Annotated in this window: 11 protein-coding genes; all 11 read left to right on the top strand. The window is 68.4% G+C overall.

Translation table 11 applies throughout. The annotated features are described in order from the left end of the window. Positions 1–15: 15 nt before the first annotated feature. The 11 genes from argC (at position 16) to tyrS (ending at position 13449) form a co-directional block, all read left to right on the top strand. Positions 16–1074, top strand: a complete 1059-nt coding sequence (gene argC, locus GOALK_RS20460; RefSeq protein WP_040004384.1) for an N-acetyl-gamma-glutamyl-phosphate reductase — start codon at positions 16–18, stop codon at positions 1072–1074. Next, the gene (argJ, locus tag GOALK_RS20455; protein ID WP_006360750.1) at positions 1071–2345 is read left to right on the top strand and encodes a bifunctional glutamate N-acetyltransferase/amino-acid acetyltransferase ArgJ; all 1275 of its coding nucleotides are present in this window, start codon (positions 1071–1073) and stop codon (positions 2343–2345) included. Before argC ends, argJ begins: the two co-directional genes overlap by 4 nt. Beyond that, positions 2342–3268 (top strand): acetylglutamate kinase, encoded by a 927-nt coding sequence (argB, locus tag GOALK_RS20450; protein WP_006360749.1) that lies wholly within the window; start codon positions 2342–2344, stop codon positions 3266–3268. Before argJ ends, argB begins: the two co-directional genes overlap by 4 nt. After that, positions 3265–4476 carry an acetylornithine transaminase gene (locus GOALK_RS20445; protein ID WP_006360748.1) on the top strand — a complete coding sequence of 404 codons (1212 nt, stop codon included), beginning with the start codon at positions 3265–3267 and terminating at the stop codon, positions 4474–4476. Before argB ends, GOALK_RS20445 begins: the two co-directional genes overlap by 4 nt. After that, complete coding sequence (gene argF / locus GOALK_RS20440) at positions 4473–5396, top strand: ornithine carbamoyltransferase (protein WP_006360747.1); 924 nt, start codon at positions 4473–4475, stop codon at positions 5394–5396. Before GOALK_RS20445 ends, argF begins: the two co-directional genes overlap by 4 nt. Positions 5397–5423: 27 nt before the next feature. Then, positions 5424–5930 carry an arginine repressor gene (locus tag GOALK_RS20435; protein ID WP_006360746.1) on the top strand — a complete coding sequence of 169 codons (507 nt, stop codon included), beginning with the start codon at positions 5424–5426 and terminating at the stop codon, positions 5928–5930. 160 nt (positions 5931–6090) lie between these two features. Then, positions 6091–7290, top strand: a complete 1200-nt coding sequence (locus tag GOALK_RS20430) for an argininosuccinate synthase (protein ID WP_006360745.1) — start codon at positions 6091–6093, stop codon at positions 7288–7290. Continuing rightward, positions 7287–8738, top strand: coding sequence for an argininosuccinate lyase (argH, locus tag GOALK_RS20425; RefSeq protein WP_006360744.1), 1452 nt, complete (start codon positions 7287–7289; stop codon positions 8736–8738). The genes GOALK_RS20430 and argH overlap by 4 nt, the downstream gene beginning before the upstream one ends. Before the next feature lie 85 nt (positions 8739–8823). Next, complete coding sequence (locus GOALK_RS20420) at positions 8824–11820, top strand: AMP-binding protein (protein WP_006360743.1); 2997 nt, start codon at positions 8824–8826, stop codon at positions 11818–11820. Positions 11821–11825: 5 nt separating this feature from the next. Further along, the gene (locus GOALK_RS20415) at positions 11826–12041 is read left to right on the top strand and encodes a Trm112 family protein (RefSeq protein WP_006360742.1); all 216 of its coding nucleotides are present in this window, start codon (positions 11826–11828) and stop codon (positions 12039–12041) included. A 76-nt stretch (positions 12042–12117) separates the two neighbouring features. After that, the gene (gene tyrS, locus GOALK_RS20410) at positions 12118–13449 is read left to right on the top strand and encodes a tyrosine--tRNA ligase (protein ID WP_006360741.1); all 1332 of its coding nucleotides are present in this window, start codon (positions 12118–12120) and stop codon (positions 13447–13449) included. The last annotated feature ends 416 nt before the right edge of the window (positions 13450–13865 follow it).

Below are 13865 nucleotides of genomic sequence, written 5' to 3'. Positions count from 1 at the left end.
CTGCATAATGATTGCATGGCTTCGACAAGCTCAACCAGCAAGGTGAAGGTCGCGGTGGCCGGCGCGAGCGGCTACGCGGGCGGTGAGATCCTCCGACTCCTGTGCGGGCATCCACGTCTGCGATCCGGCGAGCTCGAGATCGGTGCGCTGACTGCCGGCGGCAACGCCGGCACCACGCTCGGATCCCACCATCCGCACCTGTTGCCGCTGGCAGATCGGGTTCTCGAGGAGACCACTCCGGAGATCCTGAGCGGCCACGACGTGGTCTTCCTGGGGCTGCCGCACGGCGCATCGGCCGTCATGGCCGACGCCCTGCCGCCGACCACGCTGATCATCGACTGCGGCGCCGACTTCCGGCTGCGCGATGCCGGTGACTGGACCTCGTACTACGGCGGCGATCATGCAGGCACCTGGCCGTACGGCCTGCCCGAGCTACCCGGCAATCGGGAGGTCCTCAAGGACGCCAGCCGGATCGCCGTTCCGGGTTGCTACCCGACGGTGTCGATCCTGTCGTTGCTCCCGGCGATCGCCGCGGGGCTGGCCGAGCCGCACGTGACCGTGGTCGCGGTCAGCGGCGCGTCGGGTGCCGGTCGTTCGCCGAAGGTCGATCTGCTGGCCTCCGAGGTCATCGGGTCGGCCCGGGCCTACGGTGTCGGCGGAGTCCACCGGCACACCCCGGAGATCTCGCAGGCACTGTCGGAGGCGGCGCAGCAGCCCGTCACCGTCTCGTTCACCCCGATCCTCGCGCCGATGGCCCGGGGCATCCTCGCGACGTGCACCGCACGGACCACCGCAACCGGTGACGAAGTGCGCGCGGTCTACGAAAAGGCCTACGCCGACGAGGAATTCATCCACGTCCTACCGGAAGGCCGCCTGCCGGCGACCGGTTCGGTCATCGGTTCCAACGCCGTCCAGCTCGGGGTGACCGTCGACGAGCGCGCGCAGACCCTCGTGGTCGTCGGCGCCGTGGACAACCTGACCAAGGGGACCGGTGGCGCCGCGGTCCAGTCGATGAACCTGGCGCTGGGCTGGACAGAGAACGAGGGACTGAGCACCGTGGGAGTTGCACCATGACAGGCGTTGACGGAACCGGAATCCCGAACGCGCAACCGGATCCGGAGCGCATCGAGGGCGGGGCCCCCGGCGACACGCCGCGGCTCCTCCGCGAACAGGGTGTCACCGCGCCGCTGGGTTTCCGTGCTGCGGGAATCGCGGCCGGTATCAAGGAATCCGGTAACCCCGACCTCGCCCTCGTGTTCAACGAAGGTCCGGACCACTCGGCCGCCGGCGTCTTCACCAGCAACCAGGTCAAGGCAGCACCGGTGCTGTGGTCCCAGCAGGTCCTCACCACGGGCACGCTGCGCGCGGTGATCCTCAACTCGGGCGGCGCCAACGCGTGCACCGGGCCCGGCGGATTCCAGGACACCCACAAGACGGCCGAAGCCGTCGCAGAGGCCCTGAGCAACTGGGGGACCAGCACCGGCGCCGTCGAGGTGGCAGTCTGCTCGACCGGCCTCATCGGCGACCGCCTCCCGATGGACAAGGTCCTCGCCGGCGTCACCGAGATCGTCCAGGAGATGGGCGGCGGACTCACCGGCGGCACCGACGCGGCACACGCCATCATGACCACCGACACCGTGCCGAAACAGGCTGCGCTGCACCACCCGCAGGGATGGAACGTCGGCGGCATGGGCAAGGGCGCCGGGATGATGGCGCCGTCGCTCGCGACGATGCTCGTGGTGCTCACCACCGACGCCGCAGCCACCACCGACCAGCTCGACACCGCACTGCGCCGCGCGACCGCGCGGACCTTCGACCGGCTCGACATCGACGGCTCCATGTCCACCAACGACACCGTCCTGCTGCTGAGCTCGGGTGCCAGCCAGATCCCGGTCGACCAGGCCGATCTCGACGAGGCCGTCTTCGCGGTCTGCGACGACCTGGCCGCCCAGATGCAGGCCGACGCCGAGGGTGTCACCAAGCGGGTCACCATCACCGTCACGGGCGCACCGACCGAGGACGATGCCCTGGTCGTCGCCCGGTTCGTGGCCCGCGACTCGCTGGTCAAGACCGCTCTGTTCGGCTCCGACCCCAACTGGGGCCGGGTGCTGGCCACGGTCGGCGCGTCACCGGTCCGGATCGATCCGGACGTGATCGCCGTGTCGTTCAACGGATTCCCCGTGTGCGAGAACGGTTGTGGCGTCGAAGGAGCGCGCGACGTCGACCTCTCCGGTGCCGACATCGACGTCCTCGTCGACCTGAAGCTCGGCGACGCCTCGGCATCCGTCCGGACCACGGACCTCTCGCACGCGTACGTCGAAGAGAACTCGGCGTACTCGTCATGAGCGACACGACACCGGATTCCGGTGCCCACCAGATCGATCCGGCCGCCGGCCTCGTGAAGGCGAAGGTCCTCGCCGAAGCGCTTCCCGCGCTGCAGGAACTCGCCGGCGCCACGATCGTCGTCAAGTACGGCGGCAACGCCATGGTCGACGACGAGCTGAAGAAGGCGTTCGCCGCGGACATGGTGTTCCTCCGGGCCTGCGGGATGCACCCCGTCGTCGTGCACGGTGGCGGACCGCAGATCTCGGCGATGCTGAAAAAGCTCGGCCTGCAAGGAGAATTCAAGGGAGGATTCCGGGTCACCACACCCGAGGTGATGGACGTCGCCCGGATGGTTCTCTTCGGTCAGGTCGGTCGTGAACTGGTCGGTCTCATCAACGCCCACGGCCCTTACGCCGTCGGCATCACCGGTGAGGACGCCCATCTGTTCACCGCAACGCGGCGGACGGTTCTCGTCGACGGCGTCGCCACCGACATCGGACTCGTCGGCGACATCTCCTCGGTGAACACCTCCGCGGTGCTCGATCTCGTTGCGGCAGGGCGCATCCCGGTGGTCTCGACCATCGCCCCCGACCGCGACGGCGTCGTCCACAACATCAACGCCGACACCGCGGCCGGTGCGCTCGCCGAGGCGCTCGGCGCATCGCGGCTGGTCATGCTCACCGATGTCGAAGGGCTGTACACCGATTGGCCCGACCGCGGGTCGCTGGTGTCCCGGATCGACACCGATTCCCTGGCCGAACTGCTGCCCTCGCTGGATTCCGGCATGGTCCCGAAGATGGAGGCCTGCCTGCGTGCGGTGACCGGGGGAGTCGAACGCGCCCATGTGATCGACGGCCGCGTCGCCCATTCCGTGCTGGCCCAATTGCTGACCGAGAGCTCCACCGGCACCACCGTCGTCGACCCGCGTGAGGAGGACCAGTGACCGCACCGCTGCAACAGCGTTGGGGCCAGTCCCTGATGAAGAACTACGGCACCCCGCCGATCGCCCTGGTCGGCGGTTCGGGACCGTACGTCACCGATGCCGACGGCAAGCGATACCTCGACCTGCTCGGTGGGATCGCGGTGAACTCCCTCGGCCACGCGCATCCCGCGATCGTCGAGGCCGTCACCACCCAGTTGCAGACGCTCGGGCACGTGTCGAACCTGTACATCTCGCCGCCCGTCGTCGAACTCGCGGAGAAGCTGCTCGACCGCTTCGGCCACCCGGGTCGCGCGTTCTTCTGCAACTCCGGCACCGAGGCCAACGAGGCCGCCTTCAAGCTCGCGCGCCGGACCGGCCGGCCGGAGATCGTGGCCGCCGAGAAGGCCTTCCACGGCCGCACCATGGGTGCGCTCGCCATGACCGGGCAGCCGTCGAAGCGTGCGCCGTTCGAGCCGATGCCCCCGGGCGTGCGGTTCGTGCCCTACGGCGACACCGAGGCACTCGACGCCGCGGTCACCGACCAGACCGCCGCTGTCATCCTCGAACCGATCCTCGGTGAGGCCGGCGTGATCGTCCCGCCCGCCGACTATCTGGCCGCCGCCCGCCGCATCACCAGCGAGCGCGGCGCGCTGCTGATCCTCGACGAGGTGCAGACCGGCGTCGCACGGACCGGGACCTTCTTCGCCCACCAACAGGTGGGTGTGGTGCCCGACGTGATGACACTGGCCAAGGGCCTCGGCGGCGGACTGCCGATCGGTGCGTGCATCGCCACCGGCCCGGCCGCCGAGCTGTTCGAACCCGGCCAGCACGGCACGACCTTCGGTGGCAATCCCGTCACCGCGGCGGCCGCGCTCGCCGTGCTCGGGGTCATCGAGTCCGAAGGCCTCACCGATCACGTTGCCGCCGTGGGAAAGACGATCGCCACCAGCATCGAGGACCTCCACCACCCGCTGATCGCCGGCGTGCGAGGCGCCGGTCTGCTCCTCGGCATCGAACTGACCGAGGCGCTGTCCGGACGCGCCGAGGCCGCGGCGCGCGACGCCGGATTCCTCATCAACGCACCGGCACCCGACGTGCTGCGGCTCGCACCGCCGCTGATCATCACCGAGGAACAGGCACAGTCCTTCGTCGGCGCGCTGCCGGCGATCCTCGACACCGCTGCCCAGAACGACAAGGGAGACCTCGTGAACAAGGAAAACAGGGCATGACGCGTCACTTCCTACGCGACGACGACCTCACCCCCGACGAGCAGGCCGAGGTGCTCGCCCTCGCCGCCCTGGTGAAGGCCCAGCCGTTCGCCTTCCGCCCGCTCGAGGGACCCCGCGGGGTCGGGGTGATCTTCGACAAGAACTCGACTCGTACGCGCTTCTCGTTCGAGGTGGGCATCGCCCAGCTCGGCGGTCACGCGGTGGTCGTCGACGGTCGCACCACCCAGCTCGGCCGCGAGGAGACCCTCGAGGACACCGGACGCGTGCTGTCGCGCTTCGTCGACGCCGTCGTGTGGCGCACCTTCGGGCAGGACCGCCTCGAGGCGTTGTCGTCGACGGCAACCGTGCCGGTCGTCAACGCGCTGTCGGACGAGTTCCACCCGTGCCAGGTGCTCGCGGACCTGCAGACGATCATCGAGCAGAAGGGTTCGCCCAGCGGTCTGAAGATGACCTATCTGGGCGACGGCGCCAACAACATGGCCCACTCGCTCGGCCTGGGCGGCGTCACCGCCGGGATGCACGTCACGATCAGTGCTCCCGAGGGTTTCCAGCCAGATCCGGCGATCATCGCCGACACCGAGCGTCGTGCCGCGGAGACCGGGGGATCGGTACACCTCGTGACCGATCCCGTCGAAGCCGTCACCGGTGCCGACGTCCTGGTCACCGACACCTGGGTGTCGATGGGTCAGGAGGAGGACGGCAGGGACCGCACGGCACCTTTCCGGCCGTACCAGATCAACGACGAGTTGCTCGCCCACGCCGCCGACGATGCGATCGTGCTGCACTGTCTGCCGGCGCATCGAGGCGACGAGATCACGGCATCGGTCATCGACGGTCCGCGCAGTGTCGTCTTCGACGAGGCCGAGAACCGTCTGCACGCGCAGAAGGCCCTGCTGATCTGGCTGCTGGAGCACCAGTGAGATGACACCAGAGAGTCAGGACGAGTTGTGACCGCCGGAGCCGAACCCACGGAGAACCGCCTCGCCGCGACCCGAGCGGGCCGGCATGCGCGGATCATCGACATCCTGTCGACCCACCAGGTGCGCAGCCAGTCGGAGCTGCAGCGGTTGCTGGCCCAGCACGGAATCGATGCCACGCAGGCCACGCTGTCGCGTGATCTCGACGAGCTCGGGGCCGTGAAGCTGCGGGCCGCCGACGGCGGCGCGGGTGTGTACGTGGTGCCGGAGGACGGTTCGCCAGTGCGCGGCGTGTCGGGCGGGACCGATCGCCTCTCGCGCCTCGTGTCGGAACTGCTGGTCTCCACCGACAGCAGCGGCAACCTCGCCGTGCTGCGCACGCCGCCGGGCGCCGCTCACTACCTGGCGGCCGCCCTCGACCGCGCCCGGCTCCCCGACGTGGTGGGCACGATCGCCGGTGACGACACGATCTTCGTCGTCGCCCGCGAGCCGCTCGACGGCGCCGAACTCGCCAAACGGATCGAGGGCCTCGTGTAACCCCCCGTCCCGCTGCAGAACCACCGGCCGCGCCCGCCGACGGCCGGACAGCACAAGTACCGCAACCGAACACACCGCCAACCGAGACCCGGACGGTGTGGTCGGAACCCCGGGGCCGATGATGGACTCGGGTCATCGCTTAGAACAGGAGCTTCACCTCATGGCAGAACGTGTCGTACTCGCATACTCGGGCGGCCTGGACACCTCGGTCGCTATCAGCTGGATCCAGAAGGAGACCGGCAAGGAGGTCGTCGCCGTGGCTCTCGACCTCGGGCAGGGCGGCGAGGACATGGACGTCATCCGCCAGCGCGCCCTCGACTGCGGCGCGGTCGAAGCCGTCGTCGTCGACGCCCGTGACGAATTCGCCGACGAGTACTGCCTCCCGGCGATCACCTCGAACGCCCTCTACATGGACCGCTACCCGCTGGTCTCGGCGCTGTCGCGTCCGCTCATCGCCAAGCACCTCGTGACCGCCGCCCGCGATCACGGCGGCACCGTCGTCGCCCACGGCTGCACCGGCAAGGGCAACGACCAGGTCCGCTTCGAGGTCGGCTTCGCCACCCTCGCACCCGATCTGGAGGTCATCGCGCCGGTTCGCGACTACGCGTGGACCCGCGAGAAGGCGATCGCCTTCGCCGAAGAGAACAACATCCCGATCAACGTGACCAAGAAGTCGCCGTTCTCCATCGACCAGAACGTGTGGGGTCGCGCCGTCGAGACCGGCTTCCTCGAGGACCTGTGGAATGCACCGACGAAGGACGTCTACAGCTACACCGAGGACCCGACCGTCAACTGGAACACCCCCGACGAGGTCATCATCGGCTTCGACAAGGGTCGCCCCGTCAGCATCGACGGCCGGCCGGTCTCCGTGCTGGAGGCCATCGAGGAGCTGAACCGCCGCGCCGGTGCACAGGGTGTCGGACGCCTCGACGTCGTCGAGGACCGTCTCGTCGGCATCAAGAGCCGCGAGGTCTACGAGGCCCCGGGCGCCATGGTGCTGATCCGCGCCCATGAGGAACTCGAGCACGTCACCATCGAGCGCGAGCTCGGCCGCTACAAGCGCGGCACCGACCGCAAGTGGGCCGAGCTGGTCTACGACGGTCTCTGGTTCTCGCCGCTGAAGCGTTCGCTCGACGCCTTCGTGGACTCGACCCAGCAGCACGTCTCCGGCGAGATCCGCCTGGTCCTGCACGGCGGCAACATCGCCGCCACCGGACGTCGTAGCTCCGAGTCGCTCTACGACTTCAACCTCGCGACCTACGACGAGGGCGACAGCTTCGACCAGTCGGCAGCCCGTGGCTTCGTCGAGCTGCACGGCCTGTCCTCCAAGATCTCGGCCAAGCGGGACCTGAATCTGTGAGTGGCGAGCAGACCGGCGGGACGACCAACGCGGGTTCGCTCTGGGGCGGCCGTTTCGCCGGCGGTCCGGCCGCGGCGATGGCCGCCCTGAGCAAGTCGACCCATTTCGACTGGGCCCTGGCACCCTTCGACATCCAGGCATCCAAGGCCCATGCCCGAGTGCTCAACAAAGCGGGGTTGCTCACCGATGACGACCTGACCGGCATGCTGGACGGCCTCGACCGTCTGGCGGCCGACGTGGCCGACGGGACCTTCGGTCCCGCGGAGTCCGACGAGGACGTCCACGGTGCGCTCGAACGCGGTCTCATCGAACGGGTCGGCCCCGAGCTCGGCGGGCGACTCCGCGCCGGCCGGTCGCGCAACGACCAGGTCGCCACGTTGTTCCGGATGTGGCTGCGCGCCGCCATGCGCCGCGTCGCCCTCGGACTGCTCGACGTCGTCGACGCGCTGACCGCCCAGGCGGCTGCGCATCCCGACGCGATCATGCCCGGTAAGACGCACCTGCAGGCGGCCCAGCCGGTGTTGCTCGGCCACCACCTGCTCGCCCATGCGCAGCCGTTGCTCCGCGACATCGACCGGCTCGCCGACGCCGACCGCCGAACCGCGGTCTCGCCGTACGGCTCCGGCGCCCTGGCCGGTTCGTCGCTGGGCCTCGATCCGGCCGCCATCGCGGCCGACCTCGGGTTCGACGCCCCGGCCGAGAACTCCATCGATGCCACCTCGTCCCGCGACTTCGCGGCCGAGGCGGCGTTCGTGTTCGCGATGATCGCGGTCGACCTCTCCCGGTTGTCCGAAGAGGTGATCATTTGGAGCACACCGGAATTCGGGTACGTGACGCTGGCCGACGCCTGGTCGACGGGCAGCTCGATCATGCCGCAGAAGAAGAACCCGGACGTCGCGGAGCTGATGCGCGGCAAGGCCGGCCGCCTGATCGGCGACCTGACGGGTCTCCTCGCGACGCTCAAGGCGCAGCCGCTGGCGTACAACCGCGACCTCCAGGAGGACAAGGAACCGGTCTTCGACGCGGTCGCGCAGCTCGAGATGCTGCTGCCGGCCGTCACCGGACTGGTCGCGACGCTCGAGTTCCACACCGACCGCATGGAGGAGCTGGCCCCGGCCGGCTTCACCCTCGCCACCGACATCGCCGAGTGGATGGTCCGGCAGGGTGTGCCCTTCCGCGTCGCCCACGAGGTCGCCGGAGCATGTGTCCGCGAGGCCGAGTCGCGGGGCATCGGCCTCGATGAGCTCGACGACGAGACGCTGACCGGCATCAACCCCTCGCTCACCCCCGCGGTCCGCGAGGTGCTGACGGTGCGCGGTTCGGTCGAGTCGCGCAACGCGCATGGCGGTACCGCGCCCGATCAGGTACGACGTCAGATAGACGTGGTGTCGGCGCAGTCGGCCGACCTGCGGACACGCTGGGGCGCCGGTCCCGGAGGACGAGGCTAGAACCACTTCCGAGTGGGTAGAGTGACATGTGTCACCGACGTGTCGGTGGTGGACGTTTCGCTGACAACGGGGAGGAATCGACGCGATGGTGGGTTTGGACGGGCTCCCGGATCTGGGCGGTGTGGTCAGCCGGGTGGTGGCGACCGCTCAGAACGGACTCGAGGTGCTCCGCTTCGGCGGTCTCGAGACCGGGACCGAACCGGCCCCCTTCGCGATCGTCGAGACCCACAAGATGTTCCGGCTGCGCCGATACTTCCCGAACGAGCCGTCCACCGGCCCGAACATCGTGCTCGTGCCGCCGATGATGGTGTCCGCGAACGTCTATGACGTGACCGAACACAACGGCGCGGTGTCGATCCTCCACCGCAACGGCATCACCCCGTGGGTGGTCGACTTCGGGTCCCCGGACACCGAAGAGGGCGGGATGGAGCGCAATCTCGCCGACCACGTGGTGGCCATCAGCCGCGCGATCGACCTGATCGTCGAGGCCACCGGCCGCGACATCCACCTCGCCGGGTACTCCCAGGGCGGCATGTTCGCCTACCAGACCGCGGCGTACCGGCGGTCGAAGGGGATCGCGAGCCTCATCACCTTCGGTAGCCCGGTCGACGTCCTGGCCGCGCTACCCCTCGGGTTGCCGGCGGGGCTGGTTGCGCCGGCCGCGGAGTTCCTCGCCGAACGCTCCTTCGTGCGGAACCTCTGGGTCCGGGACTGGATGGCGCGCACCGGCTTCCAGCTCCTCGACCCCGTCAAGACGGTCCGCAGCCGCATCGACTTCCTGCGTCGTCTCCACGACCGTGAGGCGCTGCTCCCACGCGAAGACCAGCGGCGGTTCCTCGAGGCCGACGGCTGGGTGGCCTGGTCCGGTCCGGCGATCGCCGAACTGCTGCGCCAGTTCGTCGCGCACAACCGCATGGTCTCCGGTGGCTTCGTCATCAACGGTGACCTCGTGTCACTCACCGAGATCACCTGCCCGATACTGGCTTTCGTCGGCGAGGCCGACGACATCGGCCAGCCCGCCGCGGTGCGCGGGATCGTGCGCGCCGCACCCGACGCCGAGGTCTACGAGTCCACCCTGCCCGTCGGGCACTTCGGTCTGGTGGTCGGTTCCTCGGCCGGTCAGCACACCTGGCCCACCACGTCGGACTGGGTGAACTGGCTGTCGGCCAACGGAACCCGCCCGGAACTCATCAGCGAGATGTCGCTGGTCGAGCCGGGGCACGGCGGTGGCGTCAGCCTGTCGTCGCGCATCACCCACGGCGTGGGGTCGGTCGCCGACGCCGGCACCGCGGCCTCCCGGGAACTGCTCACACTGGTCAACTCGCTGCAGCGCACGTCGCGGGCCGTCGCGTCGGAGTCGGTGCGCACGGTGCCCCGCCTGCTGCGCCTGGGCCAGATCCAGAGCGGCACCCGGATCTCGCTGTCGAAGCTGATGGCCGAGAACACCAAGAAGCACGGTGACAGCGAGCTCTTCCTCTTCGAGAACCGTGTACTCACCCACGCCCAGGTCGACACCCGCATCAACAACGTCGTCGCCGGCCTCATCGACTGTGGCGTGCGGCCGGGGCAGCACATCGGCGTCCTGATGGACACCCGCCCGAGCGCCCTGGTCGTGGTCGCGGCCCTGGCCCGGCTCGGCGCCGTCTCGGTGCTGCTGGCCGCAGACGCCGACGTGCGGGAGATGATGCGTCTCGCCGACAGTTCGGTCATCGTCACCGACCCCACCAACCTGGACCTCGCCAGCGCGGCGTCGGACCGGGTGCTGGTGCTCGGCGGTGGCAGTGGCGACTCCCGCGCCATCGACGGTGTCGACGGCGCGACGATCATCGACATGGAGCAGATCGATCCCAACGCCGTCGACCTGCCCACGTGGTACCGGCCCGATCCCGGTCTCGCGGGAGATCTCGCGTTCATCCTGTTCAGCCGTGCCCGGGGGAAGCTCGTGCCGTGGCCGGTGACCAACCACCGATTCGCGATGTCGGCGTTCGGTGCAGCCTCGGCGGCGGCGCTCTCCGACCGCGACACCGTGTACTGCCTGCCGCCCCTGCACCATGCCTCCGGCCTGCTGACGACCCTCGGCGCGACGGTGGTCGGCCGGTCCCGTATCGCGTTGTCCAACGGCATCGACCCGGAGACCTTCGCGACCGAGGTGCAGCGCTACGGCGTCACCGTGGTGTCCTACACCTGGTCGATGCTGGGCGACGTCGTACGTGATCCCCGTTTCCGGATCAACCAGCACAACCCGATCCGGCTGTTCATGGGTTCCGGGATGTCGGCGGGTCTATGGGAAGACGTATGCAGCAGCTTCCCCCGCGCCCGGATCCTCGAGTTCTTCGCGACCGCCGATGGCTCGGCGATCCTGGCCAACGTCTCCGGCGACAAATTGTCCTCCGTCGGGCGGCCGCTCCCGGAGACCAACCCGGTCGAGGTCGCGGCCTACGACATCGCAAACGATCGTCTCCTGATCGACGAGTCCGGATTCGTCCGGCGTGCCGAGGTGGGCGAGCCCGGGTTGCTGCTGGCCAAGGCCCGGCACAAGTTCGACACCAACGGCACGGTGCTGCGTGACGTCTTCACCAGCCGTGACCGGTGGGAGGTCTCCGGGCACCTGTTCGTCCGCGATGCCGACGGCGACCTGTACTTCCTCGGCGCCACCGACCGGGTGGTCCGAACCGAGGCCGGACCCGCGTTCATCCCGCCGATCACCCACGCGCTGTCGCGGATGCAGGGCGTCGACCGGGTCGTCGCCTACGGAGTCGGGGAGCCGGGACACCAGGTGCTCGTTGCCACACTGACCCTGCGTCCGGATGCCAAGCCCGAGTCTCTCACCGTCACCCAGTTGCGCATCGCACTCGGGGAGTTCCCTGCTGAGATCCGACCGCACCTCATCCGCGTGGTCGACGAGATCCCGCACTCCGCGTCATACCGTCCGTTGAGCACCGTCTTCGCGGCCGAAGGGCTGCCCAAGCCGGGAGCGCGGATCTGGTACCGCGACGAGGAGGGGCGCTACCGGCGGTACACCAGGACGATCGCCGAGAAGCTGGACTGGGGCGGGTCGTCGGTCGACGATGCCCTAGGCTGAGCCGCGTGACGACACGCGCTGAGGCCATCGACCCGATCGTGCGCGAACGGCTGGCCTGCCCGCAGGACCACGGCCCGCTGATCAACGCCGGCGACGAGCTCTACAACCCGCGGCTGCACGTCGCGTACCGGATCGATGCCGACGGAATCCCCGTCATGCTCATCGACGAGGCACGCAAGGTCGACGACGCCGAGCACGAACGGCTGGTCTCCGGGCAGTAGCCCGACGCACCGGTCTCGACGCCCATACGTGTCACCTCGTCCGAGCGCCGATCTCGATGGATGACAAGATCGAGGGGTGAGTGCTGAGACTGAGGGAACCGCCAACACGACCGAGGGAACCGTCCGGACCGGGAACGCTCCCGTCGACATCCTGGACGAACTCGGCTGGCGAGGTCTGATCGCGCAGTCCACCGACCTCGACGCACTGCGCGAGGCTTTGGCGGACGGGCCCATCACGCTGTACGCGGGCTTCGACCCGACGGCGGCGAGCCTCCATGCCGGCCACCTCGTGCCGCTGCTGACCCTCAAGCGATTCCAGCTCGCCGGTCACCGACCGATCGTTCTCGCAGGTGGCGCCACCGGCCTCATCGGTGATCCGCGTGAGGTGGGGGAGCGCACCATGAACGCTCCCGACACGGTCGCCGAATGGGCCGGCCGGATCGACGCGCAGCTGCGCCGCTTCGTCGACATCGACGAATCGCCGACCGGTGCACTCGTCGTCAACAATCTCGACTGGACCGGACAGCTCACCGCCATCGAGTTCCTCCGCGACCTCGGCAAGCACTTCTCGGTGAACGTCATGCTGGCCCGGGACACCGTGAAGCGGCGCCTGGAGGGTGACGGGATCAGTTACGCCGAGTTCAGCTACCTGCTCCTGCAGTCCAACGACTTCGTCGAGCTCAACCGCCGGTACGGCTGCCTGCTGCAGATCGGTGGCTCTGATCAGTGGGGAAACATCATCGGCGGTGTCGACCTGGGACGCCGTCTCGACGGATTGTCGCTGCATGCGCTGACCGTGCCGCTCGTGACCTCGTCGGACGGCAAGAAGTTCGGCAAGTCCACCGGCGGCGGGAGCCTTTGGCTCGATCCCGAGCTCACCAGCCCGTATGCCTGGTACCAGTACTTCGTGAACACCGCCGACGCAGACGTGATCCGCTACCTGCGGTGGTTCACCTTCCTCGGTCGTGAGGAGATCGCCGACCTCGAGCAGGCGACGGAGGAGAAGCCGCACCTGCGCCTCGCGCAGAAGAAGCTGGCCGCCGAGATGACCACGCTGATCCACGGGGAAGAGAGCACTCGCGCCGTCGAGCTCGCCAGCCACGCACTGTTCGGACGCGCTGAGCTCGACGAACTCGACGAGGCCACGCTGGCAGCAGCTGTGGGGGAGACCGTCATCACCGAGTACTCGGAGGAGCGACCCTCCATCGTCCAGTTGCTCGTCGACACCAAGCTGTCCGAGAGCAACAAGGCCGCACGTCGTGCGGTGTCCGAGGGCGGCGCCTACGTGAACAACACCAAGATCACCGATCCGGAGTGGCAGCCGGCCGCCTCCGACCTGCTTCATGGTCGCTGGTTGGTCGTGCGACGAGGCAAGAAGAGTTTTGCCGGAGCAAAGCTGAGCCTCTGACCAGGGGATTTGACGCGTTGTTCGCGGCTGTGTAACTTAATCGACGCACCGCAGAGAGCAACTGCCCCGGAGCCGCAAGCACCGGGGAGCCAGAAGTGCCCGAACCAATCGCTCGGGCCGCCTGTGCGGGGCCACTCCCAAGAACAAGATCGCGAGTACATCTCGTGCTCTGGGAGAGCTCATCGGAGCCGGACTCATCACGAGGACGTCCGGTGGGTGTGTGTTCTTTGAGAACTCGATAGTGTGATGATGAATTGTCTGATGCCATTTTTGGCATCGTGCATTCTTTATGGATGTTGATGTTTGTTTTTTGTGTGGCGCTCGGCTTTGTCTGGGTGTCACATGTTTTGCTAGTTTTGGATTGGTCAGGTTTTGCTTTCCTGATTGTGTTGAAACGCTGGCACCTTGTGGGTGTC

This window comes from Gordonia alkanivorans NBRC 16433, from assembly GCF_000225505.1.
GTDB classification, from domain to species: domain Bacteria; phylum Actinomycetota; class Actinomycetes; order Mycobacteriales; family Mycobacteriaceae; genus Gordonia; species Gordonia alkanivorans.
The sequence above is the reverse complement of the archived record's forward strand: the minus strand, read 5'-3'. Positions and strand labels throughout refer to the sequence as shown.